29 protein-coding genes are annotated in these 25,641 nt (G+C 63.2%); 9 read left to right on the forward strand and 20 right to left on the reverse strand.

Translation table 11 applies throughout. The annotated features are described in order from the left end of the window. Nucleotides 1–87: 87 nt before the first annotated feature. Nucleotides 88–1,230, forward strand: a complete 1,143-nt coding sequence (locus ACVWY3_RS26615) for an OpgC domain-containing protein (RefSeq protein WP_456841105.1) — start codon at nt 88–90, stop codon at nt 1,228–1,230. A gap of 176 nt (nt 1,231–1,406) precedes the next feature. After that, nucleotides 1,407–2,015, forward strand: a complete 609-nt coding sequence (locus tag ACVWY3_RS26620) for a TetR/AcrR family transcriptional regulator (RefSeq protein WP_456843467.1) — start codon at nt 1,407–1,409, stop codon at nt 2,013–2,015. On the opposite strand, the gene ACVWY3_RS26625 is transcribed toward ACVWY3_RS26620, so the two are convergent. From ACVWY3_RS26625 to urtA, 15 genes are all read right to left on the reverse strand, one after another. Continuing rightward, nucleotides 2,012–3,667 carry a CHASE domain-containing protein gene (locus ACVWY3_RS26625; RefSeq protein ID WP_456841106.1) on the reverse strand — a complete coding sequence of 552 codons (1,656 nt, stop codon included), beginning with the start codon at nt 3,665–3,667 and terminating at the stop codon, nt 2,012–2,014. The genes ACVWY3_RS26620 and ACVWY3_RS26625 overlap by 4 nt on opposite strands. 282 nt (nt 3,668–3,949) lie before the next feature. Further along, nucleotides 3,950–4,570 (reverse strand): urease accessory protein UreG, encoded by a 621-nt coding sequence (ureG, locus tag ACVWY3_RS26630; RefSeq protein WP_456841107.1) that lies wholly within the window; start codon nt 4,568–4,570, stop codon nt 3,950–3,952. A 39-nt stretch (nt 4,571–4,609) separates the two neighbouring features. Continuing rightward, nucleotides 4,610–5,338: an urease accessory protein UreF gene (locus tag ACVWY3_RS26635; RefSeq protein ID WP_456843468.1), complete on the reverse strand. Its 729-nt coding sequence runs from the start codon at nt 5,336–5,338 to the stop codon at nt 4,610–4,612. Continuing rightward, nucleotides 5,319–5,909 carry an urease accessory protein UreE gene (locus ACVWY3_RS26640; RefSeq protein WP_456841108.1) on the reverse strand — a complete coding sequence of 197 codons (591 nt, stop codon included), beginning with the start codon at nt 5,907–5,909 and terminating at the stop codon, nt 5,319–5,321. Before ACVWY3_RS26640 ends, ACVWY3_RS26635 begins: the two co-directional genes overlap by 20 nt. A 14-nt stretch (nt 5,910–5,923) precedes the next feature. Further along, nucleotides 5,924–6,223 (reverse strand): putative quinol monooxygenase, encoded by a 300-nt coding sequence (locus ACVWY3_RS26645; RefSeq protein WP_456841109.1) that lies wholly within the window; start codon nt 6,221–6,223, stop codon nt 5,924–5,926. A 129-nt stretch (nt 6,224–6,352) separates the two neighbouring features. After that, on the reverse strand, nt 6,353–8,068 hold the full coding sequence (gene ureC, locus ACVWY3_RS26650) for an urease subunit alpha (protein WP_456841110.1): 1,716 nt from the start codon (nt 8,066–8,068) through the stop codon (nt 6,353–6,355). Nucleotides 8,069–8,102: 34 nt separating this feature from the next. After that, nucleotides 8,103–8,642 (reverse strand): HD domain-containing protein, encoded by a 540-nt coding sequence (locus ACVWY3_RS26655; protein ID WP_456841111.1) that lies wholly within the window; start codon nt 8,640–8,642, stop codon nt 8,103–8,105. Nucleotides 8,643–8,699: 57 nt separating this feature from the next. After that, nucleotides 8,700–9,005, reverse strand: coding sequence for an urease subunit beta (locus ACVWY3_RS26660; RefSeq protein ID WP_092186707.1), 306 nt, complete (start codon nt 9,003–9,005; stop codon nt 8,700–8,702). A gap of 113 nt (nt 9,006–9,118) precedes the next feature. Continuing rightward, the gene (locus ACVWY3_RS26665) at nt 9,119–9,421 is read right to left on the reverse strand and encodes an urease subunit gamma (protein WP_260374319.1); all 303 of its coding nucleotides are present in this window, start codon (nt 9,419–9,421) and stop codon (nt 9,119–9,121) included. Nucleotides 9,422–9,445: 24 nt separating this feature from the next. Beyond that, nucleotides 9,446–10,276 (reverse strand): urease accessory protein UreD, encoded by an 831-nt coding sequence (locus ACVWY3_RS26670; protein WP_456841112.1) that lies wholly within the window; start codon nt 10,274–10,276, stop codon nt 9,446–9,448. 34 nt (nt 10,277–10,310) lie between these two features. After that, nucleotides 10,311–11,006 carry an urea ABC transporter ATP-binding subunit UrtE gene (gene urtE, locus ACVWY3_RS26675; RefSeq protein WP_456841113.1) on the reverse strand — a complete coding sequence of 232 codons (696 nt, stop codon included), beginning with the start codon at nt 11,004–11,006 and terminating at the stop codon, nt 10,311–10,313. A 3-nt stretch (nt 11,007–11,009) separates the two neighbouring features. After that, on the reverse strand, nt 11,010–11,771 hold the full coding sequence (gene urtD, locus ACVWY3_RS26680) for an urea ABC transporter ATP-binding protein UrtD (RefSeq protein ID WP_456841114.1): 762 nt from the start codon (nt 11,769–11,771) through the stop codon (nt 11,010–11,012). Between the two features lie 6 nt (nt 11,772–11,777). After that, nucleotides 11,778–12,944 (reverse strand): urea ABC transporter permease subunit UrtC, encoded by a 1,167-nt coding sequence (gene urtC / locus ACVWY3_RS26685; RefSeq protein ID WP_456841115.1) that lies wholly within the window; start codon nt 12,942–12,944, stop codon nt 11,778–11,780. After that, nucleotides 12,941–14,548 (reverse strand): urea ABC transporter permease subunit UrtB, encoded by a 1,608-nt coding sequence (urtB, locus tag ACVWY3_RS26690; protein WP_456841116.1) that lies wholly within the window; start codon nt 14,546–14,548, stop codon nt 12,941–12,943. The genes urtC and urtB overlap by 4 nt, the downstream gene beginning before the upstream one ends. An 81-nt stretch (nt 14,549–14,629) precedes the next feature. After that, nucleotides 14,630–15,952 (reverse strand): urea ABC transporter substrate-binding protein, encoded by a 1,323-nt coding sequence (gene urtA / locus ACVWY3_RS26695; RefSeq protein WP_456841117.1) that lies wholly within the window; start codon nt 15,950–15,952, stop codon nt 14,630–14,632. Between the two features lie 479 nt (nt 15,953–16,431). On the opposite strand from urtA, the gene ACVWY3_RS26700 reads away from it, so the two are divergent. The 3 genes from ACVWY3_RS26700 to ACVWY3_RS26710 all read left to right on the forward strand — a co-directional run bounded on the left by ACVWY3_RS26700 (nt 16,432) and on the right by ACVWY3_RS26710 (nt 18,765). Then, the gene (locus ACVWY3_RS26700; RefSeq protein WP_456841118.1) at nt 16,432–17,970 is read left to right on the forward strand and encodes a DEAD/DEAH box helicase; all 1,539 of its coding nucleotides are present in this window, start codon (nt 16,432–16,434) and stop codon (nt 17,968–17,970) included. A 24-nt stretch (nt 17,971–17,994) separates the two neighbouring features. Further along, nucleotides 17,995–18,285, forward strand: a complete 291-nt coding sequence (gene infA / locus ACVWY3_RS26705; RefSeq protein WP_439370577.1) for a translation initiation factor IF-1 — start codon at nt 17,995–17,997, stop codon at nt 18,283–18,285. Nucleotides 18,286–18,552: 267 nt separating this feature from the next. Next, entirely contained in the window at nt 18,553–18,765 is a 213-nt protein-coding gene (locus ACVWY3_RS26710; protein ID WP_027561198.1) for a cold-shock protein, read from the forward strand. A 173-nt stretch (nt 18,766–18,938) separates the two neighbouring features. On the opposite strand, the gene ACVWY3_RS26715 is transcribed toward ACVWY3_RS26710, so the two are convergent. From ACVWY3_RS26715 to ACVWY3_RS26735, 5 genes are all read right to left on the reverse strand, one after another. Continuing rightward, a complete protein-coding gene (locus tag ACVWY3_RS26715) occupies nt 18,939–19,601 on the reverse strand; it encodes a TadE/TadG family type IV pilus assembly protein (RefSeq protein ID WP_456841119.1) in 663 nt (220 codons plus the stop codon). Between the two features lie 13 nt (nt 19,602–19,614). Then, nucleotides 19,615–20,172: a TadE/TadG family type IV pilus assembly protein gene (locus ACVWY3_RS26720; RefSeq protein WP_456841120.1), complete on the reverse strand. Its 558-nt coding sequence runs from the start codon at nt 20,170–20,172 to the stop codon at nt 19,615–19,617. A 9-nt stretch (nt 20,173–20,181) separates the two neighbouring features. Beyond that, nucleotides 20,182–21,612, reverse strand: coding sequence for a TadE/TadG family type IV pilus assembly protein (locus ACVWY3_RS26725; RefSeq protein WP_456841121.1), 1,431 nt, complete (start codon nt 21,610–21,612; stop codon nt 20,182–20,184). Between the two features lie 303 nt (nt 21,613–21,915). Continuing rightward, nucleotides 21,916–22,407 carry a pilus assembly protein N-terminal domain-containing protein gene (locus ACVWY3_RS26730; RefSeq protein ID WP_456841122.1) on the reverse strand — a complete coding sequence of 164 codons (492 nt, stop codon included), beginning with the start codon at nt 22,405–22,407 and terminating at the stop codon, nt 21,916–21,918. A gap of 163 nt (nt 22,408–22,570) precedes the next feature. Then, nucleotides 22,571–23,398, reverse strand: a complete 828-nt coding sequence (locus ACVWY3_RS26735; protein ID WP_456841123.1) for a sterol desaturase family protein — start codon at nt 23,396–23,398, stop codon at nt 22,571–22,573. Between the two features lie 270 nt (nt 23,399–23,668). On the opposite strand from ACVWY3_RS26735, the gene ACVWY3_RS26740 reads away from it, so the two are divergent. From ACVWY3_RS26740 to cpaB, 4 genes are all read left to right on the forward strand, one after another. Then, nucleotides 23,669–23,833 (forward strand): Flp family type IVb pilin, encoded by a 165-nt coding sequence (locus tag ACVWY3_RS26740; RefSeq protein ID WP_008546920.1) that lies wholly within the window; start codon nt 23,669–23,671, stop codon nt 23,831–23,833. Between the two features lie 76 nt (nt 23,834–23,909). Then, a complete protein-coding gene (locus ACVWY3_RS26745; protein WP_456843586.1) occupies nt 23,910–24,050 on the forward strand; it encodes a hypothetical protein in 141 nt (46 codons plus the stop codon). 135 nt (nt 24,051–24,185) lie between these two features. Beyond that, nucleotides 24,186–24,710: an A24 family peptidase gene (locus ACVWY3_RS26750; RefSeq protein ID WP_456841124.1), complete on the forward strand. Its 525-nt coding sequence runs from the start codon at nt 24,186–24,188 to the stop codon at nt 24,708–24,710. A gap of 128 nt (nt 24,711–24,838) precedes the next feature. Then, entirely contained in the window at nt 24,839–25,639 is an 801-nt protein-coding gene (cpaB, locus tag ACVWY3_RS26755) for a Flp pilus assembly protein CpaB (RefSeq protein ID WP_456841125.1), read from the forward strand. Nucleotides 25,640–25,641 lie beyond the last annotated feature (2 nt).

The raw sequence follows: 25,641 nt of genomic DNA on the forward strand, positions 1-25,641 counted from the left end.
ACCGGCCCCGCTCACGCAAACGCTACTCGGATGGGCAGGCGGTTGCCGCTAAAAGCAGCGCCCTGATTCCAAACGAAATATTTAGCAATGAAGCCGTCGGTCAAGGCGAACCTCGCCGCATTCCAGCACGACGCCAGGCTCTATTTGACGCTCGGTATCGCCAACTGGTCGGTGTTCGTCGATCACATCCCGAACAACGTCGTTAATTTGCTGACGCTGCGCAACTTCGGCTTCAGCGGCGCGGCTGACCTGTTCGTGTTCGTGGTCGGTTATGGCGTCGCCGTCATCCATGGACGGATGGCGCTGGAGCGCGGCTATCTCGTCGCGGCGACGCGCATCTTCCGCCGCGTCTGGCGGCTCTACGCGGCCTATGTCGTGCTGTTCGTGATCTACATCGACACCATCGCCTATGTCGCCTCGCAGTCGATGGCGCCGGAGATCATCCACGAATACAACATCTCCGGAATTCTCGAGCACCCGCTGCGCATCCTGGTGCGCGGCCTCGTGCTGCAGGAGGAGCCGCTGAACCTCGACCTGCTGCAACTGATGATCCCGCTGATGGCGTTCTTTCCGCTCGTGCTGTGGGGGCTGCTGCGGCGGCCGAACGTGACGCTCGGCGCATCGATCGCGCTGTATGTGGCGGCGCGCTGGTTCGACTGGAATTTCCACGTCTATCCCGACCAGGAGTGGACCTTCAATCCGCTGTGCTGGCAGATACTGATGGTGCTGGGCGGCTGGTTCGCCGTGACGGGCGCGCCGGGGCGGGCGCTGCGCGGCATGCCATGGCTGCGGATCCTCGCCGGCGCCTACCTCATCTTTGCGATGGCCGTCACCCTGATGCGCCATTCGCCGGCTTTGTCCGCCTACCTGCCGGACCTCTTCCTCAACGGCATCACGCCGACCGACAAGGAAAACCTCGCGCCCTATCGCGTGGTCCATTTCCTCGCGCTCGCCTTCCTCGCGACCCATCTCGTTCCGGCCGATCATCCCGGCCTGAATTGGCGGCCGCTTCAGGCGGTGATCACATGCGGTGAGGAATGGCTCGCGGTGTTCTGCATCGCCGTGTTCCTGTCCTTCGCCGGCCATCTCATCTTGATCACGGGGCCGAACCTGGTGGTGATGCAGATCGCGGTGAGCCTCGTTGGTTTCGCCGCGCTGACCGGAGTTGCCTACTACATCTCCTGGTCCAAGCGGCAGGACTTGCCGGCGGCCTTGCGCCAGCAGGCCTAGAGCCCTGTTCCCATGGACTCGCAACGGAGCCTTGGATTCCTATCTTGACGCGTTTTCTTCACGCGAACCGGGATCCATTCGCTCGGACACGTGCTGCCAAAAGAATCGTGCGATTCTGCTAGGCCGAAAGCGGCGGCTGCGCTATGCCGGGTGTCGCGAGGAGACCGAACGTGGCGATGGCGAAAGGCGGGGGTGAAGAGGCCGGCGGCGCGCCCCGGCGCGGCCGGCCGAGGTCGATCGAGACCACGAACGCCATCCTCGAAAGCGCCTATGCGCTTATGGCCGCCACCGGCCTTGCCGCCACCACCATCGACGCCGTTGCGCGCCATTCCAGCGTCTCCAAGATGACGATCTATAAATGGTGGCCGTCGCGCGAGGCGCTTTTGATCGACGCCTTCCTCCACCACGCCGCGCAGATGCTGCCGCTGCCACCAGTCGGCTCCGGCAGCCCCGCGGCGCGCACCCGCCGCCACGCCGCGGCCTATGCCGAGGCGCTTCAGGGCGAATTCGGCAAGGTCCAGCTTGCTGTCATCTCCGAATGTATTTCGAAGACCGGCTCGGCGGAGTTGTTCTACGCCCACTATCTGCAATTCCGCCGCGACGCGCTGGTGGAGATCATTGCCGCAGGCCAGAACGACGGCAGCATCCAGGCCGAGGGACCGGCGGAAGATCTCTACGACGCGATCTATGGCAACCTGTTCTACCGCTATGTCTTCGGCATCACGCCGATCACGCCTGGGTATGCGCGCAACTTGGTCGACCTGATCTTGCGGCCGAAAGCTTAACTGCGCACGGGCCTTACCGGCGCCGAGATCTTGTCGGTGCGATCGCGCTCGGTCATATCGACCACCGTCTCCATCGGCGCGGTCAGCTCATAGACATAGGAGACATCGGTGAAGAAGCGCTTGGCGGTGCCGCCGAGCGCCTCGGGCGCGACGCGGTCGAGCAGGATCAGGCCGAAATCGGAATCCGGGCGGCGCGTCGCTTCGCTGGTGTTGAACTCCTCCCAGCGGAAATGGAAGACCTCGTCGGGCGCCTCGCCCGTCACGTTCCAGTTGGCGGTGATGTGCGGATGCTTGCCGACCAGCGACAGGCCCTCGTCGGAGTGCGAGGCGAGCTCGAAGAACAACAGCGACAGGCTCTGCGCCGCGCGCGCGCTGACCGCGATGTCGGGACCGGTGACGGCGATGCGGTCCGCATGCGGGATGGCCCGCGCCTCGAACAGGCCCTTCAGCTTGACGCCCTGCCACTGGCTCTCGCTGAGCAGCGAGACCACGTTGGACATGGCGTGGATGCGGCCGATCAGGAGCTCGCGCGCGACGTCGATGTCCGAGCCGTGGCGCAGCGTCCGCGTCACGATCGACTGGATCACCGCCAGGATGTTCTTGACTCGGTGGTTGAGCTCGTCGATGACGGCGGTCAGCCGGCGCTCGAAGCCGATCCGCACCTGGATCTCGCGGCTGAGCCGCAGATTGTTGTAGGCGACATAGCCGAACAGGCCGCACACCATCGCGGTGATGGCAAAGCCGATCGCGGCCACGATGATCGCGGTCTGCTCGGCCCGCCGCGCCGAGTTGGTCTTGGCGTAATAGCTAAGCTGCCAGTCGCGACCGCCGAAGCTCACCGTGCGCGTCGCGGACGGCGCCGGCCCGTCCGCCGCCGCCCCGCGCGTCGAGACCACGCCCTGGTCGTTGGCGATCAGCTCGCCGCCTTCCCGGCGCGGGTCCTTGAGCGCGACCGAGAACAACGACATATCGTCGTTGGTCAGCATCAGCGAGGCGAGCTCGTAGGAAAATGTGACGAAGCCGACCGGCACGGTCGCCCCTTCGGGAATGACGGGTGCTGCGACGATCACGCCGATCGGCCCGTTCGCATGCAGGAGCGGCACGGGGTCGGAGGCGACCGACCGCTTCTCGACCCGGGCGCGGGTGAGCATCGCGCTGCGCACCGGATCCTGATCATAGCTGCGGCCGGGCAGCATCTTGGTCTCGTCGCTGCGCGGCTCGAGATCCATCAACACGTCGATCGGCTGGGTGAGGCCAGTGATCGGCTTATCGTTGTAGTCGCGGATCTCAGGCTTCGGGAAGCCGGCGGCCGCGATCGCGGCCTGCGCCGCTGCGAGCTCGTTCGGTTGAAGGCGGGCAACCCAGCCGGCCACCACGAAATCGGTCTTGAAGGCGTAGATGGCCGAGCGCAGCGGCTCCAGCATGTTCGGCTTGAGCACCGATGGCGCGCGGAACAAGCCTGATGCGACGCGCGCGAGCAGCTCGCGCTCGGTCAGCCGGTCCTGTACGAGGCTAGCGTGAACGTCGATGGCGCGCGCGAGCGCGATCCGGTCCAGCGCCAGCTCCTGGTCGTGAACGCGATAGGCCGCCAGCCCGGAGAGCAAAGCTCCGAGCAGAGCGATGAAACCGATGATGAAACCCAGCCGGACCACGCGACTACTCAGGCGAAAGCAGCAGGTCGACAATAAGCACGGAGCATATGAACGCCGATCGAACGGCCATGTGCCGAAACAGGGTGAACCCCAGTGGCGGAGATAATGAAGGAGGAGGCATCAGTACGCAACTTGGGTCGCCCGAAAAGCTTAATTCGTCCGGCCGATGGTCTGGCCGCGATTAACCTGCCCCCGGGCACCGGAGGTAGTTAATCGCCGTGTCTGAAATTTGTTCCGCGGGGCGCGCTTTGCCCCAGGTGTTAACGGCGAAAAGCGCCTGCGCTACGCCCGTTTCAGGCCGCCTTTGGCCTCGATGAAGCCGACGATGCGGTCGAGCCCCTCGCTCTTCTTCAGGTTTGTCATGACGAAGGGGCGTTCGCCGCGCATGCGTCGCGCGTCCGTATTCATCTTCTCCAGGGAGGCGCCGACATGGGGCGCGAGGTCGATCTTGTTGATGACCAGCAGGTCGGATCGGGTGATGCCGGGACCGCCCTTGGACGGGATCTTGTCACCGGCTGCCACGTCGATGACGTAGATGGTGAGGTCGGCCAGCTCAGGGGAAAAAGTGGCAGCGAGATTGTCGCCGCCGGATTCGATCAGCACGAGATCGAGCCCCGGGAATTTCGCGCGCATGTCCGCGACCGCCGCGAGATTCATCGAGGCGTCCTCACGGATCGCGGTGTGCGGACAACCGCCGGTCTCGACGCCGGCGATGCGGTCCGGCGTCAGCGAGCCCGACCGCACCAGGAATTCCGCATCCCATTTGGTGTAGATGTCGTTGGTGATCGCGGCGATGTCATAGCGCTCGCGCATGCTCTTGCACAGCAGGTCCATCAGCGCGGTCTTGCCCGACCCGACCGGGCCGCCGACGCCGACACGCAAGGGGCCGTGGGATTTCGACATGTGACTAGCTCTCTCCTGATGGATTGAAGGCCGCAACGCTCAAGAGCGAAACAGCCGCGTATATTGCGTCTCGTGCCGCAAGCTGGCGAGATCGGCGCGAAACGTCGAGCTGCCGAGATCGTCCAGCGTCGCATGCAGCGCACGATTGGCGGTGGCGGCCACAGCGGTTTCCAGCTTCACCAGCACGCGCTGGCTGTCGGTCTGGCCAAGCGGAATGAGGCGGCTTGCCGCCGAGATCCAGTTCGAGACCAGCGCATGCAGGAAGGCGTGCAGCGTCGGCGCCAGCGCGACGCCGTGCATCGCGGCGACGACCCCGACGGCGACGGGATAGACCAGTGGCGTGCGGCATGCCGCCACCATGGCATCCAGGCCATCGGCATCCCACGCGGCGCGTGCGATGTCGACGAAGGCGCGTCCCTGCGAGGTCGTCTCGAGCTGCCGCTCGCGCGACGGCACGAAGGCCGCGGCAAGCTCGGCAATGTCGCTCAGGGCGACCTCGTCACCCGCCTCCGCAGCCCGATAGGCATGGACCAGAAGCGTCGCATCACAATAGCCGGAGCCATTGGCGAGCAGCGCCTCGAGCCAGTCGGCGAGCGTCACGGTGTCAGTGATATCACCCGCCTCGACCGCCCACTCGATGCCGCTGGAATAGGAGAAGCCACCTACGGGAAACGCCGGCGACAGCCAAGTCATCAGCCGGTACAGCGCCGCCGCCTCGCCCTCGCCGAGGTCGCCGGCACTGGCCGGCTCATTTGTGGTCATGAGCATGCTTGTGGCCGTGGTGATGGTCTGGGTGGTCGCAATGCTCGTCGTGTTGGTGGTCGTGACCATGATCATGGTGATGATGACCGTGATCGTCGTGCGCGTGATCATGATGGGCATGATTATCGTGCCCGTGCGCACGACCGGCATCGGCATAAGCGCCGCCTTCGGGATCGAACGGCGCCTCGATCTCGACCACACGCGCACCGAGCCCTTTCACCATCGCCTCGATGACGTGGTCGCGGCGGATGCGCAAGGCCTTCGCCATGATCTGCGTCGGCAGATGGCGGTTGCCGAGATGCCAGCCGACGCGGATGAGATGGTGCGGATCGCGGCCGCGGATCTCGAGCAGCGGCTCGGGCGCCGCAACCACCTCGATCAGCCTTCCGTCCTCGAGCACCAGCGCATCGCCGCCGCGCAGCGCGACGGCGTTCTCCAGGTCGAGCAGGAACTCGAGACCGCGCGTTCCCGTCATCACCATGCGGCGGCGGTGCCGATCGTCGAAGTCAAGCACGACCGTATCCGCTGGGGCTTCCGTGAAGCGGTGCTGTCCCTTAACCTGCGTCGCCCGGATCATTCGCTTCTACCCTGTTACCGTACTTCGACCTTCTCGGGCGTGATCACCTCGATCTTGGGTGGCGCGGTAAAGCACTTCACCGCGACGCGGCCGAACGTCTTCATGTGCTCCATGGCACGATGCGGCACCAGCGCCTCGGCATTCTCCCACTGCTCGACGAACACCATCTTGGTGGGATCGGTGACGCTCTCGTGCAGATCATAGGCGATATTGCCGGGCTCCTTCCGCGTCTCCTTGATGCAGGCGGTGGCGGCTGCAATGAATTCGGCGCGCGTCTCGGGCTTGATGGTCAAGGTGGCAACGACGTAGATCACGAGAAATCCTCCCGGCTTTTCTTCTCAAGGTTACGATACCGGGCGGGACATTAGACCAGGCGGGATCGAACGCAAAACCCGAAAAGCCATCCCCGGACATGTTCCGGGGACATGCGTTGACCCGCTATTTCAGTACATGAAATATCGCTGCGCCATCGGCAGCACCTCGGCGGGGGCGCAGGTGAGGAGTTCGCCATCGGCGCGCACCTCATAGGTCTCCGGATCGACCTCGATGTCGGGTGTGGCGTCGTTGTGGATCATGCTCTTCTTCGAGATCTTTCCGCGGGTGTTCTGGACTGCGTAGAGCTTCTTCTCGATGCCGAGCTTTCGCGCGAGACCGCCGGTGACTGCAGCCTTCGAGGTGAAGACGACCGAAGATGCGGTGCGCGCCCTGCCGAAGGCGCCGAACATCGGCTGGTAATGCACCGGCTGCGGCGTCGGAATCGAGGCGTTGGGATCGCCCATGGGCGCTGCGACGATGGTGCCACCCTTGACGACGCAGTCCGGCTTGACGCCGAAGAACGCGGGCGACCACAGCACCAGATCGGCAAGCTTGCCCTTCTCCACCGAGCCGATCAATTTTGACACGCCGTGCGCAATCGCCGGGTTGATCGTATACTTGGCGATGTAGCGCTTGACGCGAAAGTTGTCGTTGTCCTTGCCCTTGTCCTGGGCGAGTTGCCCACGCTGCTTCTTCATCTTGTCGGCGGTCTGCCAGGTCCGGATGATGACCTCGCCGAGCCGGCCCATGGCCTGCGAATCCGAGGACATCATCGAGAGCGCGCCGAGATCGTGCAGGATGTCCTCCGCCGCTATGGTCTCCTTGCGGATGCGGCTTTCTGCGAATGCCAGATCTTCCGCGATCGACGGATCGAGGTGGTGGCACACCATCAGCATGTCCAGATGCTCGTCGATGGTGTTGCGCGTGAAGGGCCGCGTCGGATTCGTCGAGGATGGCAGCACGTTCTTCAGACCGGCGACCTTGATGATGTCAGGCGCGTGGCCGCCGCCAGCGCCCTCGGTGTGGAAGGCGTGGATGGTGCGGCCCTTGAAGGCCTTGATCGTGTCCTCGACGAAGCCGGACTCATTCAGCGTGTCGGAATGCAGCATGACCTGGACGTCGTAGTCATCGGCCACCGACAGGCAGTTGTCGATCGCGGCCGGCGTGGTGCCCCAATCCTCATGCAGCTTCAGCGCACAGGCGCCGGCCTTGATCATCTCTACCAGCGCGGCGGGACGCGAAGCGTTGCCCTTGCCGGAGATGCCCAGATTGACCGGGAAGGCATCGAACGACTGGATCATCCGCCCAATGTGCCAGGGGCCGGGCGTGCAGGTGGTGGCGAAGGTACCGTGCGACGGGCCTGTGCCGCCGCCCAGCATCGAGGTGACGCCGCTCATGAGCGCGTGCTCGATCTGCTGCGGGCAGATGAAATGGATGTGGCTGTCGAAGCCGCCGGCGGTGAGGATCTTGCCTTCCCCTGCGATCACGTCGGTGCCGGGACCGATGACGATGGTGATGCCCGGCTGGATGTCGGGATTGCCGGCCTTGCCGATCGCGGAGATCATGCCGTCCTTGATCGCGACGTCGGCTTTCACGATGCCCCAGTGATCGACGATCAGCGCATTGGTGATGACGGTGTCGGCCGCGCCCTGCTTGTTGGTCACCTGCGACTGCCCCATGCCGTCGCGGATCACCTTGCCGCCGCCGAACTTCACCTCCTCGCCATAAGTGGTGAAATCCTTCTCCACCTCGATGATGAGGTCGGTATCGGCCAGCCGCACCCTGTCGCCGGTGGTCGGGCCGAACATGTCGGCATAGACGGAACGCTTTATCTTGACGGACATCACAAGCCCCGTTTCCGATTGAACTGTTGTCTGCTCACAGCAAAGCCCTCGCTGCTTTCACGGCATCGTCGAATTTCGTGTCGAGCCACGCATTGCCGCCGCGGCAGCCCGCGACCACCTGTTCGGCCCAGCCGGTGTAGTCGGCGAGCTCGTCACGCTCTCCGGCGGTTGGATCGGACTGAATCCGCGCGCCGATATTGCTGATCTTGTCGGCGATCTTGATCAGCTTGGCGCCGGGAGACTTGTGCGGAGCGTCCTCGATCTGCTTCTGCCGCCGCTCGGCCTTCGGCAGGCTCATATCGTCGGTGCATTCGACGACAAGGGAGGCGACACGCGCGGAGAATGTCTGCGCAAGCTCCTCGCGTGTAGTATCAGTGTCCTCTATCGTATCGTGCAGCCAGCCGGCCGCGACCAGCTCGGCATCGGCGCCGTCGGTGGCGGTCGCAAGCAGGTTCGCGACCTCGGCGAGGTGATTGATGTAGGGCTGATTGCCGCGCCCCTTCCGCGCCATCCCGTTGTGGCGGTGCGCGGCGAGCTCGGCGGCTTCGGTGACGAGGCGGATCGGGGAGAGCATGGCAAATTCCTCCGTTTTCGCCTCAACGGTGCCGCGCCATGCTCGTTCCTGCTGAACTCACAGCTTCCCCATCACGTCGCCGCGGAAGCCGTAGATGGTCTTCTTGCCGGCCAACGCGACGAGCTGGACGTCGCGGGTCTGGCCGGGCTCGAAGCGGACGGCGGTGCCGGCGGCGATGTCGAGGCGCATGCCGCGCGCTTTCTTGCGGTCGAACTTCAGCGCGGGGTTGGTCTCGAAGAAATGGTAGTGCGAGCCGACCTGGATCGGGCGGTCGCCGGTATTGGCGACCGTGAGCGTTACGGTTCTGCGGCCGGCATTGAGCTCGATCTCGCCGTCCTGGATGAAGAGTTCGCCGGGGATCATTCTATCCTCCTCGTCATTCCGGGGCTCGCGCAGCGAGAACCCGGAATCTCGAAACCAAAACCTCTGGATTCCGGGTTCGCCCTGCGGCGCGCCCCGGAATGACGAATTAGCAGCTACCTGATCGGCTCGTGCACGGTGACGAGCTTGGTGCCATCAGGGAACGTTGCCTCGACCTGGATGTCGTGGATCATCTCGGGAATTCCCGGCATCACCTGGTCGCGGGTCAGCACCTGCGCGCCTGACTGCATCAGATCGGCCACGGTGCGGCCGTCGCGCGCGCCTTCGAGAATGAAATCGGAGATGATCGCGACCGCCTCGGGATGGTTGAGCTTGACGCCGCGATCCAGCCGGCGGCGCGCCACGATGGCGGCCATCGAGATCAGAAGCTTGTCCTTTTCGCGGGGAGACAGATTCATGAAAAATCTCTTCCATTCAACACGTCAATTCAGCCAGAGCCGCGGCAGCGCCGCACCTGTGCGCGCCAGCACGGCCATCATGTCGGCCCGCAAGCGCGCTGCATCTTGGGCACAGAACCGCGCCATTGCAAAGCCATTCCAGGCCGAGATTCCGACTTCGCCGGAGAATGAGTCCGAGGCCTCGCGGATTTTTTCAACCAGGGCCTCGTCGCCGGGGACGATCAGCGCCGTGCCGATCGCGGCGCCGCCTTTTGCGGCGGCGGACCGGCCAAGTTTGGCGCCGATATTGCCATCGAGCCTGACGGTCTCCGCGAACACCAATTTGCCGCCGCGGGAGAGCCGCCAGCGGTCGACGAACTCGCCCTGCTCCATCCGCTCGCCCATGGCGGTGCGGCCGAATACGACGATCTCGCAAAGCAGGAGCGAGGCGGCCGCGTCGAGCTCGATGTCGAAGCGGCGATGGACCCGGGCACGATCGAACAGGATCGTCTCCTGGGGCAACCAGGCGAGATGCGCGCCAGCGGCGACCTTCAAGGCGATATTGAGCTGCGCCGCCGCGCCAGGCGCGCGATAGACCTTTTCGGCGGCCGCTGTGGTCAATGTCAGGCGCGCGGCATCGGCGACCGCGATCTCGATGTCGAAGCGATCACCGCCGGCAACGCCACCTGCCGTGTTGACGAACACGCCGGAGAGCCCTTCGCCTTCCGGCGAGGGAAAGCGCACACGCAAGGAGCCGGATTCATGCAGGGCCCCGCGTCGCGTCACCCCGTCACGGGCATGCACGCCGAACCGCACCGCGCCGCGGGCGCGGTTCGCCTCGAATAAGATAGACGTGGCTGATAGCTCGCTGCGCATCCGCCTCCCCAGCCGGTCGCGGCAAATTTCCGGGCTACAGCGCCATCTGGCGGCTGATTTCGCTCGGGTCGAGATTGGAGCGGTTGCAGGTGAACTTCACCGCGCCGCGATCCATCACGGCAAAACTGTCGCCGAGTTCGCAGGCAAAGTCGAGATATTGTTCGACCAGCACGATGGCGATGTTGCCGAGATTGCGCAGGTATGAGATGGCGCGGCCGATGTCCTTGATGATCGAGGGCTGGATGCCCTCGGTCGGCTCGTCGAGCAGCAGCAGCTTTGGCCGCATCACCAGCGCGCGGCCAATCGCGAGCTGCTGCTGCTGGCCGCCGGAGAGGTCGCCGCCGCGCCGGCCGAGCATGGATTGCAGCACCGGAAACAGCGAGAACACGTCGTCCGGAATGTGCTTGTCCTCGCGCTTCAGCGGGCCGAAGCCGGTCTTGAGGTTCTCCTCGACTGTCAAAAGCGGAAAGATCTCTCGGCCCTGCGGCACGAAGCCGATGCCCTTGCGGGCGCGCTCATAGGGCTTGAGGCCGGTGATGTCGCTGCCGTCGAGCACGATCGCGCCCGAGGAGATCGGATATTGCCCGACCATGGCGCGCAGCAGCGAGGTCTTGCCGACGCCGTTGCGCCCGAGCACGCACGTCACCTTGCCCGGCTCGGCCGCGATCGAGACGCCGCGCAGCGCCTGCGCCGCGCCGTAGAACAGGTTGATGTCCTTGACCTCAAGCATTGCTCAGCGTCCCAGATAGACTTCGATGACCCGCTCGTTGGACGAGACCTGGTCGATGGTGCCTTCGGCCAGCACCGTGCCTTCGTGCAGGCAGGTGACCTTGACGCCGAGCTCGCGCACGAACGTCATGTCATGCTCGACCACCATCACGGTGTGGGTCTTGTTGATCTCTTTCAAGAGCTCGGCGGTCAGATGCGTCTCCACGTCGGTCATGCCGGCGACGGGCTCGTCGACGAGCAGCAGCTTCGGGTCCTGCGCCAGCAGCATGCCGATCTCGAGCCACTGCTTCTGGCCGTGGCTGAGGCTGCCGGCGAGACGGTTGCGCGCCTCGGTGAGGCGGATCGTCTCCAGCACCTTGTCGATGCGCTCGGATTCGGCCTTGCTGCCGCGCCAGAACAGCGTGCCCTTGACGCTATGGTCAACATTGAGCGCGAGCAGGAGGTTGTCCTGCACGGTCTGGCTCTCGAACACGGTCGGCTTCTGGAACTTGCGGCCGATGCCGAGCTCGGCGATGCGGGTCTCGTCGAGCCGCGTCAAATCGGTGACGCCGTCGAACAACACCGTGCCCTCGTCGGGCTTGGTCTTGCCGGTGATGATGTCCATCATCGTGGTCTTGCCGGCGCCGTTCGGGCCGATGATGGCGCGCATCTCGCCGGGTTCGAGTGTCAGCGACAGGTTGTTGATGGCGTGAAAACCGTCGAACGAGACGTGCACGCCGTCCAGGTAAAGCATCGCGGAGGTCGCGCGGGTGTCCATGACGTTCATGACCGCTTACTCCGCCATCTTCGGTTGGCTGACGCCGTCTTCGGCGGCGGCGCTCGCCGAGGTCGCCGCGCGCTTGTCCTTCGACTGGTCCCACCAGGCATTGAAGGTGCCGACGATGCCCTTGGGCAGCAGCAAGGTCACCAGGATGAACAGCGCGCCCAGCATGAACAACCAGTACGGCGCCAGCACGCCCGAGGTGAAGAAGGTTTTGGCGTAGTTGACGACGATGGCGCCGAGCGCAGCGCCCACCAGCGTGCCGCGGCCGCCGACTGCGACCCAGATCACCGCCTCGATCGAATTGCCGGGGGCGAATTCGGACGGATTGATGATGCCGACCTGCGGCACGTAGAGCGCGCCGGCAACGCCGGCCATGCAGGCCGACACCGTGAACACGAACAGCTTGTAGGACTCGACGCGGTAGCCCAGGAAGCGCGTGCGCGATTCCGCATCGCGCACTGCGATCAGCACCTTGCCGAGCTTGGACGAGACGATCGCGCGGCAGATCAGGAAACCGAGGATCAGTGCGAGGCAGCTCAGCGCGAACAGCGCTGCGCGGGTGCCCTCCGCCTGCACGTTGAAGCCTAGAATGTCCTTGAAGTCGGTGAGGCCGTTATTGCCGCCAAAACCAAAGTCGTTGCGGAAGAAGGCGAGCAGCAGCGCGTAGGTCATCGCCTGCGTGATGATCGATAAATACACGCCGGTGACGCGGGAGCGGAAGGCGAGCCAGCCGAAGCAGAAGGCGAGCAGGCCCGGCACGACCAGCACCATCAGCGCCGCAAACCAGAACATGTCGAAGCCGTACCAGTACCAGGGCAGCTTCTGCCAGTTCAGGAATACCATAAAATCGGGCAGGATGGGGTTGCCGTAGACGCCACGGGTGCCGATCTGCCGCATCAGGTACATGCCCATCGCGTAGCCGCCGAGCGCGAAGAAGGCGCCGTGGCCGAGTGAGAGGATGCCGCAATAGCCCCAGATCAGGTCGATCGCGAGCGCCAGGATGGCGTAGCAGACATATTTGCCCCAGAGCGCGACCAGGTAAGTCGGCACCTGGAGGAACGAGCCTGGAGGCAACAGCAGATTGGAGAGCGGGATGAGGATGCCGCAGGCCGCGACGATCACGAGGAAGATCGTCGCACCGCGGTCCAGCGATCGGGTCAGCATGTGAGGGGTCATGCTTCCACCGCACGGCCCTTGAGCGCGAACAGCCCGCGCGGGCGCTTTTGAATGAACAGGATGATGAGAACGAGAATCGCGATCTTGCCGAGCACGGCGCCGGCGACCGGCTCCAGGAACTTGTTGGCGATGCCGAGCGTGAAGGCGCCGACCAGCGTGCCCCAGAGATTGCCGACCCCGCCGAACACCACGACCATGAAACTATCGATGATGTAACTCTGGCCGAGATTGGGGCTGACATTGTCGATCTGCGACAGCGCCACGCCGGCAATGCCCGCGATACCCGAGCCGAGGCCGAAGGTCAGCGCGTCGACGCGCGAGGTGGCGATGCCCATCGAAGCCGCCATGCGGCGGTTCTGCGTCACCGCGCGCATCTCGAGGCCGAGCGCGGTGTAGCGCAGCATCGCGAGCAGGATCGCGAACACGGCGAGCGTGAAGCAGAGGATCCAGAGCCGGTTATAGGTGATGGTGATCTGGCCGAGCTCGAAGGCGCCGCTCATCCAGGAGGGGTTGCCGACCTCGCGGTTGGTCGGGCCGAACATGGTGCGCACGGCCTGCTGCAGCACCAGCGACAGCCCCCAGGTCGCGAGCAGCGTCTCCAGCGGGCGGCCGTAGAGAAACCGGATGATGCTGCGCTCGATCAACACGCCGATCGCACCGGCGACGAGGAAGGCGAGCGGCACCGCGATCAGCAGCGAAAAGTCGAACAATGCGGGATACCGGGTGCGGATCACCTCCTGCACCACGAAGGTGGTGTAGGCCCCGATCATCACCATCTCGCCATGCGCCATGTTGATGACGCCCATCACGCCGAAGGTGATGGCAAGGCCGATCGCGGCGAGCAGCAGCACCGAGCCGAGCGAGAGGCCGTACCAGGCGTTCTGCACCGTCGACCAGACCGCGAGCGAAGACTGGATCGAGCTGATGGCGCTGGCGGCAGCCTTGGTCACCGAGGCCGGCTGGTCGCCCATGCCCGTGAGCAGAGCCAATGCCTCCTGGTCGCCGCGCGCCTTGAGGGTGCCGACCGCTTCGAGCTTCTCGACCTCGCTGGCGTCAGACTTGAACAGCAGGATCGCCGCGCGGGCTTCGCCGAGCGCCGCCTTGACCGATTTGTTGGTCTCCTTGGCGAGCGCGGCATCGACCGCGTCGAGCGCAGTCTCCTCGTGCGACTTGAAGACGGATTGCGCGGCCTGGAGGCGCGTCGCCAGATCCGGCGACTGCAGCGTCAGGCTGCCGAGTGCTGCATCGACGCTGCGACGCAGGCGGTTGTTGAGACGCACCGCGCTCGCGCTGTCGGGAACGCTGGCGACGGGCTCGCCGGTTGCGGCGTCGACCGACTTGCCGTCGGGGCCGGTGACGTAAACCTTCTTGCTATCGGCATCGGCCATCAGCCGGCCGTCCTGGAGCGCGCTGATGATCGGAAAGGCCAGCTTGTTGCCGCTGCTCGCGATCAAGCCGATCGCCTCTTCGGTGTCGGAAAACTCGTCGTTGGCGAATTTGGCGACCGCATCCTCGAATGGGCCGGCAAAAGCCGGCAGCGCAAACGCAATCAGAATCAGCGAGAGAACAAACGTGCAGAGACGGACAGATAAATCGGTTGGCACTGTGGATCACCCCGGCAGAAGTGGGGAGAAGACGGCGGAATAGCCGTCTTCTCCCATCGTGCGATAGACGTCAGATCCGGATCAGGAGCCGGAGCCGAGACACTTGTTGGTCTTGGTGTTGAAGTTGCCGCACTTCTTGCCGACCCAGTCGCCGATCAGGTCCTTGGAACCGTCGAGCTCCTTCGACCAGGCATCGCCGGCAACGAGGCTCGGGGTCTTCCAGACCACGTCGAACTGGCCGTTGCCCTTGATCTCGCCGATGAACACCGGCTTGGTGATGTGGTGGTTCGGCAGCATCTTCGACACGCCGCCCGTCAGGTTCGGCGCCTCGATGCCTGGAAGCGCATCGATCACCTTGTCCGGATCGGTCGACTTCACCTTCTCGACGGCCTTCACCCACATGTTGAAGCCGATCACGTGCGCTTCCATCGGGTCGTTGGTCACGCGCTTCGGGTTCTTGGTGTAGGTCTGCCAGTCCTTGATGAACTTCTCGTTCGCCGGGCTCTTGATCGACTCGAAGTAGTTCCAGGCGGCGAGATGGCCGACCAGCGGCTTGGTGTCGATGCCGGCGAGCTCTTCCTCACCCACCGAGAACGCGACCACCGGGATGTCCTTGGCCTTGATGCCCTGGTTGCCGAGCTCCTTGTAGAAGGGAACGTTGGCGTCGCCGTTGATGGTCGAAACCACCGCGGTCTTCTTGCCGGCCGAGCCGAACTTCTTGATATCGGCAACGATGGTCTGCCAGTCGGAATGACCGAACGGCGTGTAGTTGATCATGATGTCTTCCTGGGCGACACCCTTCGACTTCAGATAGGCTTCCAGGATCTTGTTGGTGGTGCGCGGATAGACATAGTCGGTGCCGGCGAGCACCCAGCGCTTCACTTTCTCTTCCTTCATCAGATAGTCGACGGCGGGGATCGCCTGCTGGTTCGGCGCAGCGCCCGTGTAGAACACGTTACGCTCGGACTCTTCGCCCTCGTACTGCACCGGGTAGAACAGGATGTTGTTGAGCTCCTTGAACACCGGGAGCACCGATTTGCGCGACACCGAGGTCCAGCAGCCGAACACGACCGAGACCTTGTCCTTGGTAATCAGCTCGCGGGCCTTCTCGGCGAACAGCGGCCAGTTCGAGGCGGGATCGACAACGACGGCCTCGAGCTTCTTGCCGAGCACGCCGCCCTTCTTGTTCTGCTCGTCGATCAGGAAGAGGATGGTATCCTTCAGCGTGGTTTCGCTGATGGCCATGGTACCGGACAGGGAATGAAGCACGCCGACTTTGATGGTGTCGTCCGCGGCCTTCGCACCGGAAATGGAAGCCAGGCCGAGCATCAGGCTGGCGGTCGCGGCGAGCACGCCGCGGCGGCTGAATGACGCCGCTATATCGTGAGTGGATTTGCTAAACATGAGTGTCTCGTCTCCCTGACGCAGGCGTGAATACGCTGCGAAACGGCCCCACGGCCGCCTGCGATTAACGGAATCGCAAGAACCGTGCCATGGGGGAGACACCAACCAACCGATTGATTTCGTTGTTTAAATTGGCAGAAATCAAAGTTTCGCCGTCATCAAATCGCCCAAATATCAGGCAACCCAAATGTATGCGAAAGTGGCAGGCTGGTTATTTTATGGGCAAATTTCAGCCTTTGGCTAAATTTCCGGCACAACTATTTCTGCACCGCAATCGCTGTTTCGGGCGGCCTTGCCTTGAAAGCGCCCCCTCGATGTTCCATATGAACGAGCGAGATCTCTTGCGAATCAAGGGGTCGTAGCAAGCCGCGTGTTCTTAAGCCCCCTGCGGGCCTCTGGCTTGCCCCATATCTCCCAAGCCATCCGACACCCCAAACACGCAGGTGTCTTCTCGACACCCTTTGCGCACGCCGCGCCAGATGCGCTGGGCGTCCGCTTTTGACATGGAAAGAACCCGTCTTTTGACTTCGTTTCAGGACTTCGGCCTCGCCGAACCCATCGCCCGCGCTCTTCGCGAAGAGAATTACGTCACTCCCACCCCAATCCAGACCCAAACCATTCCGCTGGCACTGACCGGCCGCGACGTGGTCGGCATCGCCCAGACCGGGACCGGCAAGACCGCGTCTTTCGCGCTGCCGATCCTGCATCGGCTGCTCGAGAACCGCATCAAGCCGCAGCCGAAGACGGCTCGCGTCCTGGTGCTGTCGCCGACCCGCGAACTGTCGGGGCAGATCCTCGACAGCTTCAACGCCTATGGCCGCCACATCCGCCTGTCCTCGACACTCGCCATCGGCGGCGTGCCGATGGGCCGACAGGTCCGCGCCCTGATGCAGGGCGTCGACGTGCTGGTCGCGACCCCGGGCCGCCTGCTCGACCTCGTGCAGAGCAACGGACTGAAGCTCTCGAGCGTTGAATTCCTCGTGCTCGACGAGGCCGACCGCATGCTCGACATGGGTTTCATCAACGATATCCGCAAAATCGTCGCCAAGCTGCCCATCAAGCGGCAGACGCTGTTCTTCTCGGCCACCATGCCGAAGGACATCGCCGAGCTTGCCGATTCCATGCTGCGAGACCCCGCCCGCGTCGCGGTGACCCCGGTTTCCTCGACCGCCGAGCGGATCAACCAGCGCATCCTCCAGGTCGATTTCTCGGCCAAGCCGGCCTTCCTGACCAAGCTGCTGAAGGACGAAGAGATCAACCGCGCGCTGGTCTTCACCCGCACCAAGCACGGCGCGGACAAGGTGGTGAAGACGCTGGCCAAGGCCGGCATCGCCGCCAACGCCATCCACGGCAACAAGTCGCAGAACCATCGCGAGCGCACGCTGGCGCAGTTCCGCTCGGGCGAGATCCGCACCCTGGTCGCCACCGACATCGCCGCGCGCGGCATCGACGTCGATGGCATCAGCCACGTCATCAACTTCGACCTGCCCAACGTGCCGGAGACCTATGTCCACCGCATCGGCCGCACCGCGCGCGCCGGCGCCGATGGCACTGCGATCTCGCTGGTCGCCGGCGGCGAGGAACTCAGCTATCTCCGCGACATCGAGCGGCTGATCCGCGTGGCGCTGCCGCGTGAGGATCACCGTACCGATGCCGGCCGAGAGGCCGCTCAAGCCCCCGCTGCTGCGCAGCATCGCTCCGGCCGGTCCGGCCGTCCCGGCCAGCGTCCGCATGGCGGAAGGCATGGTGACGGACGGCATGCAGACGGACGACACGGCGAAGGACGTCATGTCGAAGGCAGACCTGTTGATGGCAGGCCCGGCGAAGGCCACAACGCCTCGAAGGGGTCTCGCCGCCGCCGCCGTTCCGGTGGTAAGATGAATTCCTCACCAACCGATCGGCCGGAACCGCGTCCCGCGCATAGCGCAGGCAAGCCTGATGGAATACAAGGCGTTGCCTTTTTGCGCCGCGAGAGTCGTCCCGCCGGTCGACCGAACCGCAATCCTCATTCGCATTAGCCGTCCACGACTGGAGACAACCACATGGCTAAGGAAGAGCTGATCCAGTTCGAAGGACTGGTCACCGAAATCCTCCCCGACGCGCGCTACCGCGTGCAGCTCGACGCCGGACACGAGATCGTCGCCTACACCGCCGGCAAGATGAAGAAGAACCGCATCAAGACGCTGGCGGGCGACCGCGTGACGGTCGAGATGTCGCCCTACGACCTCGAGAAAGGCCGGCTGATTTTCCGCCACAAGGACGAACGTCCTGCAACGCCGGGCGGACCGCCGCGGGGTGGCCCGCAGCGTGGCGGTCAGTTCCGCCGCCGCTGATCGCCTTCGGCGCGCGAGCGCGGAATTAAAATTCTGACCTGTATGCTGATCCGCCGCGGGCATCGCGGCGGATCAAAAAATCGTGCACGTCAGGATTGTTCTGAGGCCCTGTTTCCGATAAAATGAATTAATCGATTTTCGGCCGGACGACATTAGCATCCACCGGTACAGCCGGTTCAGACACGCTGACGACCCTTCCAAAAATTCGATCTAACCTGCCTGCGCGAGCGGGCTTTTACATTGTGTATCTGAGAAGGGACTACCCCCATGAGCATGGGAACCGTGAAGTGGTTTAACGCGACCAAGGGCTATGGCTTCATTGCGCCCGACGACGGCGGCAACGACGTGTTCGTTCATATCAGCGCCGTCGAGCGCGCCGGCCTCGGCTCGCTGCGCGAAGGCCAGAAGGTCTCCTACGAGATCGTGGCCGACCGTCGTTCCGGCAAGCAGGCAGCCGACAACCTCCGCGCCGCCGGCTGAGCGCGCCGGGCCGAGGACGGGATCGCGTCACGGACTAAAGGCAAAAGGCCGCGCGAGATGCGCGGCCTTTTTTATTGATGTCGTGGACCAACGATACTTACGCAATCGCCGCTGCGGAGTCGAACCGGCCTCCTCGATACTGGAAATCAGAACGCCGCAGCCGAGATCAGCCGCTAACAAGATTTCTGCTGCAAGTGCTGTATGCAGGTGCAAGTTGTCGTGGCTGGATACTTCACGTCATAATAGGGAAAGGTCGAATTGCTCGGGCTGTTGGTCGAGCAGCGCGGAAACAGGTAATAGCTGTCGGTCAGCTTCACGGTGCCGCTAATCGTGTAGCCGAGGTTGGGCGTATAGTCGTAGGACACCTCGCTGAGAACGAGCGAGATATTGGCATTGGTCGGATTCTTTGGGTCAGGCGCGGTAAACGACGACAGTGTCATCGTCTGACCAACCGGTCTTGCTCCCGACGCACTGGTTGACCGGCTCCATTGAACCGTCGCCTTGCCGTTACTGTCGGTCGAGACTCCGGAGACCGTGATCGTCATCAGGGAAGCGCCACCCGAACCCTTGATGGGATAAGGAGCCATGATGGCGCTCGAAGCCGAAAGGATGCTGTCCATCCGGGCCGTACTGATCTGCGTGTTCTGCGAAATCATGTCGGCAACACTATGTGCTGTTGCACTGACCTTGACGTTCATGGCCAGCCCATTCCCGAGCTCGACGCCGCCGATATAGAGCACGAGCATGAACGGGACCACGATGGCAAACTCGGTCGCTGCAACGCCGCGAACGTCGGTCCACAGGTGGCACGGGCGAAACGACAGGCCGGCGATCATGGCTTAACTCCCTCTAGGATGCAGGCTCGTTCTGGAAAGCGGCGGACGCCATGATCTGCCGGTTGCCGTTCGACAAATTCGAGAGATTGAAACCGAGCGGTCCGAGGACCACGGGCCACACATAGGTCACACGGAGAACGACGATGTCCCCGGCGTCTCCAGGATTGAACTGCCAGTTATTCGTGACCTGCCCCTGAGCGTTGAAGGTCAACGGAGGCATGCTCGTGTCCGCCGTCGTCCAGGAGTTAGCGACCTGCACGTCGACCATGAGGCCCGAGCAGCTGAAGAAGATCACGACCTGATCGCACACCTTCTGCTTGAATGCGGCCTGCGTCATTTGCGCAGACTGGACTTGCCCTGTCATGATGAGGCGTGCGGATTGACGCACCACGGATTCGAGCAGCTGCTGAGCAAAGAAAACCAGGAAGGTCTGAATCAGCGCGATGATGAGGGCGAGGAACGGCGCGGCAACGAGCGCGAATTCGACGGCCGTTGCGCCATTGCTGTCGCCAAGGAAAGCGGCGCAGCGACCTCTGCGTCTCTTCTTTGTTAGGGCCTCAAGTCCGGTCATGCGGCTGTCCTACTGCGAAAGGCTGGCTGTGCTCGACGCGACCTTGATGAAGAGGTTCGTCAGCGCACTCGAAATATCGCCGCCGGTCTGAACGTGGGCATAGAAGCCAGGCGAGGCGCACGATTGGAGATTTTGCGCGATCGTGCCGCTCGAGGGATCGGGCTGGTCGTACTTGTCGATCCAGCTCATGTACCAGCCGTCCGTTACCGTAATTCCGGTCGTGCTATTTTTGATAAGTTGCAGATACTCCGTGTAGAGGACCGCAATCTTGATGCCCCGTTTCTTGATGGTCGTGCAGATCGACGTGTCCATCGGCTGCTGGCATCGACTGTTGGAGGCAAAGCTCGCGTTGGGGCAAGTCGCGGAGATCTTGTCCTCGACACCGTCAGTGACCAGGAACACCACTTCCTGCGGCGTATCGCCTGAGCTGTTGCTGCCAAGGCCGGGCGTGGGCATGATGCCGTTCAGCGTTGTCAGCGCGCCGAGGATATTTGTCCCATTGTCGGTCTTGCAGTTCGTCGTTGGGACGACGCAGTTTTGGTGATGGACCGGCATCAGCGCGATGTTGGAAACCTGCTTTCCGGCGGAGGTCGGCGTGGTCAGCGTCGCCAGTGTGTTCAAACCCAGGTCGAACGTATAAAGCGCCGCTTTGTAGGTCGTGTTGTTCAGCGCCGCCATGCACTGCATGACGCCGCCTGAAACGCCCGACTGCGGGCAGTTCGACCATGTGTTGAGCAACTGGTTGACAGCGCTTGTCACGAGATCAATCCGCAAGGTGACATTCTTGTTGCGGGCGATGGTCAGGTTGTCTACGGCGCTCGGACAGGGGCTTGTGGCACTGCAGTTGGAGCTGGGAGAAGTTTCATGGCAGGCGAAGCCGCAATTCTGCGAAGATTTCACGACCTGGCTCGCGGGCGCCGTGTAGGCAATGAGATTGGCGATGTCATTATAGGTTGCGCCAATACCCATGGACGGCGAGTCATCCATCAGCAGATAGAAATTCATGTTGGGCGCGCTCGAGGCCTTGGCCGTCGACGTTCCCTGGATTTGCCAGGTCTGCTGGCCAAGAATGCCCGGAAAATTATTGATGGATTGCGCCGTATATGAAACGGTGATCGTGCGCTGGAGCCCGGAATCGACAATATTGATCGTCGGGGTCGGCACTGACGACAGGCCAGGAAGATTTGCCTTCGCCGCGAAGACGGCTGCTGCGGTTGCCTGGACGACGGTGTCGTCGCTCTGCGTCAGCATGGCCGGCCTCACAGCGGCGACCGCCGCGGCGTCCGCGGCCGCGTCCAGTTGCGCTTTCTTACGCAAAGCGAGCGTGTAGTCGAGCGCCATGCCCAGGAGGAAGATGGTCGGAACCAGCATGAGCGCGAAAATGATGGCGACGTTGGCTCGCCGATCTCCCAGGAACCGTCGCATTGTATCGCGAAACATGACCTTATCCCGATTGGCTCCGACCGAGCACGAGGCTTGTCCTCATCAATAGGAGAAGCATCGCGGTTTGCTCTGCCGCGACGTTCCTGCACGGGTCAATCTGGGGATGGCCGCTTAAACAATGCTTACTTCGAATGTGTGAACACGATCTGCGAGGAATCCCATCGCAAGATTGAACTGACATCATTAACCGAGCTTGAATGTTCGAAGAGAAACCGAAATCGGGGCAGGATTTCCTGGCTACGCCGACGCGAGCGACGCCGAGCGCGGAAAAACGCCTGCCGTACGTCCCCTCCGGTCGCGTTAATTCTGCTTGGCAGCCCCACCGCCGCTGGCAGTGCTGGCCAGCGAACCGGCCTGGCTCATGGTGTTGTTGAAATAGCTGTCGCTGTCGCCCAGCGTCACGCGGCGCTGGCAAAGCGGCATGCAGCTGTAGGACTCGCGCTCGATCCCGCGATAGACGGTGACGAGCCGGTCGCTCGGGCCTTCGACCTGGATCTGGCGGTCGACCAGGATCTCGCCGCCGCGGTCGAGCGCGATGAAATTGGTGGCACCATAACCCTTACCGGTCACGATGACCATGCCGCCGGGCTGGAGCGTGACGTCCGCGATCAGCGGATTGCCGACCACGATGGTTGCCACCTTGCCCGGAAGCCGGACCAGCTTGGCCTGATCGACATTGACCGCGATGGTATCGGCGGTCGACTCGGCAAGGCCGGCAGAAGGCGATGCCAGCACCGCGGCCGCAACCAGAAGACAGACGCGCGCATGACGGCGCAGCAACTCTTTACGCATACTCTCACCCCCGGGACGTCACAAACCGGCAGAAGCGATCAGATAACAGCGGAGCCGGTGCCCGACCTCGCTAACCTGCCTTTAATTCGTGAACGTTCCGCAAATTCGCCGACTATTGTTTGAACGGACTGATTTTGCGGCGCTCGAAGCCGCTGCCCTGCCTTTAGCGCCGGAACGGATAGGCGAGCTGGCCGGCGATCTCCTTCGGCATCGTGGCTTCGTCCTTGCCGTACTCCTTCGGCAGCTCCCCCTTCGGCATGCGGAAGGTCCCGAACAGCACGTCCCAGAGCGGGAAAGTGCCGGCAAAATTGGTGTCGCCGCCCTCTTCGAGCGGCGTGTGGTGCCAGCGGTGGAACACCGGCGTCGCCAGCACGTATCTGAACGGGCCGAAGGTCCAGTTCAGGTTGGCGTGCACGAAGGCCGAATGGAAGGTGGTGAACGGACCGACCCAGATCATCACGTTCGGCGAGATGCCGGCCATCAGTAGCACGACGTCGACCCCGATCGTGCCGAGCACCAGGTTCACCGGATGAAAGCGGGCCGCCGAAATCCAGCTGATCTCCTCGGAGGAGTGATGGATGGCGTGGTATTTCCAGAACTCACCGCCATGAAACAGCCGGTGCAGCCAGTACAGCATGAAGTCGGCGAGCACCACGAACAGCACGCCCTGGACCCAGAGCGGCAGTTGCGAGAGCGGGCCGTGGCCATTGTCGTAGAAGGCGATCAGCTCATCGGCGTCGTGGATGTTGAAGAAGATGCCGGCGGTGACGATCAGCAGCCCGATCCGCATGGTGCGGGCGAACACCGGAACGAAGAACCAGTAGCAGATGTCGGTGACGATCTCCCGCTTGCGCCACCACGACGGACCGGGATTGCAGGCCCAGAAATGCTCGAGCACCGTGAAAACCACCGCGAGCGCGAAGGTGACCGGAATCACCTTCTCGATAGTCTCGCCAAGCATCAGGGCGACTTGCATGGGCAGGCTCGACATCGTCGCCTCTCTTCCGAACTCTGTTCCTGCCTAGGCCTACTCCGCGAAATTTAAGGGACGGTGAAGCCGATGCTGCGCTTGCGCGCAGGTCCGGAACCACGAGGAATTGCAACTTGCGCCTTAAGGCGACATTCACTCTGGCCAAAAGCGCGGCGCAGGACGTGTGTTTACGCGATCGAATTAACTCTACCGAAAGAGCTCGGCTCTCATGTTCGGCGCGTCAACGATAGCGCCGAACGCGGCGAACACACACCAGATGGAGTTACGTTCATGAAGAATCTGATTGCGCGTTTCGCGAAAGACGAATCCGGCGCCACCGCCATCGAATACGGCCTGATCGCCGCCGGTATCGCGCTGGCCATCATCACCGTCGTTAACAACCTCGGCAGCACGATGAACACCAAGTTCGGCTCGATCAGCTCGTCGCTGAAGTAAGCCAGCGAGACACGACGGCAAAAGCCCCGGATTCTGGGGCCTTTGTTTTTTTCCAAGACGGCGAGTTCCAGTGGCGTTGCGCAAGTACAGAACCGATGCCGCGGTCGCGGCGAACGAGGCGGAGGCGGCACAGACCGGATCGCCGGCCTATTGGGTCTGCCTTGCGCTGCTGCTTGCGACGGTCGCGCTCGCCGCGCGCATTGCCAGCTTCTGGTGAACGCGCTTTTGGCGGGCTTTTGCCCTCAAGGCCGCGGCCGCCGTTGTCGGTTTGTTTAGCACTACCGGCTAGCATCGCGCGACGCCCGATGCCGTGGCGAACCCAAGCTCAAGACCAGGCCTCAAGACGCAGCCCATGATCCTCGACCTTGCGCGCCTTCTGCTCTTTCCGGCCCTGATGGCCTTCGCCGCCGCGAGCGATCTCTTCACGATGACGATCTCGAATCGCGTGTCGCTGGCGCTGGTGGCGGGCTTCTTCGTGCTCGCTTTCGCCGGTGGCATGGCACCTTACGAGATGCTCAGCCATGTCGGTGCCGGCGCGCTGCTGCTGGCCGTGGCCTTCACCTGCTTCGCGATGGGCTGGATGGGCGGCGGCGACGCCAAGGTCGCAGCTTCCGTCGCGCTGTGGTTCGGCTTCGCACCGCTGATGGACTTCCTGCTCTACGCCTCGCTGTTCGGCGGGGCACTGACGCTGCTGCTGCTCCAGTTCCGGCAATGGCCGCTGCCTTTCGGGCTTGCCGGCCAGGCCTGGCTTGCACGGCTGCACGACAAGCAGACCGGCATTCCTTACGGCATCGCGCTCACGCTTGGCGCGCTGATGGTCTATCCGGAGACCGAGTGGGTGAAGGCGATTGACCTCGCTCGCTTCGCGCTGCGCTGAACACGCCGGGTAAACCAGGCGTTAAGGCGATTTAGATACGCCTCATTAACCATGCTTTGACGAATAGCTGGTCAACTGCCGATTACGGCGGCGGCAGCGTCGCGGCGTTTTGTTGGAAAGTGAAGCGTATGAATAGGGCACGCATTGTCGTCCTGACGGTCGCCATCTGCGCCGGCGGCGTCGCCGCGTATCTGGCGAGCGGCTCGGACAATTCTGCGCAGCTTCCAGTGGCGCAAGCCCCGCAGCTTCCGACCGTCGACGTCCTGGTGGCCAAGAACGACATCGGCCTTGGCCAGACTGTGAAGCCGGACGACGTGCAATGGCAGACTTGGCCGGCGGCGACTGCCAGCTCCACTTTCATCCGCCGTAACGAGCGCCCCGACGGCGCTTCCCAGGTGACCGGCTCGATCGCACGCGCTCCTTTCATCCAGGGTGAGCCGATCCGCGACCAAAAGCTGGTCAAGGCCGAGGGCTCCGGCTTCATGGCAGCCATCCTGCCTAGCGGCATGCGGGCGATCTCGACCGAGATCTCGCCGGAGACCGGCGCGGGCGGCTTCATCCTGCCCAATGATCGCGTTGACGTGCTTCTGACCCGCCGCCTGAAGAACCCCGACCAGAACAGCGGCGCGCCCGATATCGTCACCTCGGAGATCATCCTGTCCAACGTCCGCGTCCTGGCCATCGACCAGGCTCCGAAGGAGAAGGACGGCCAGAACACCGTAGTCGGCAAGACCGTCACGCTCGAGCTCAATCCAGCACAGACCCAGGCGCTTTCCTCGGCCCGTCAGGCCGGAACGCTGTCGCTGGCGCTGCGCAGCATCGCCGACGTCAAGATGAGCGAGATCACGCTCGACGATTCCTTGCAGAAGCGCGATGGCGTTTCGATCATTCGCTACGGTATCCCGAGTTCGACCGCGAAGGCACGATGAGG

The organism is Bradyrhizobium sp. USDA 4486, assembly GCF_054057995.1.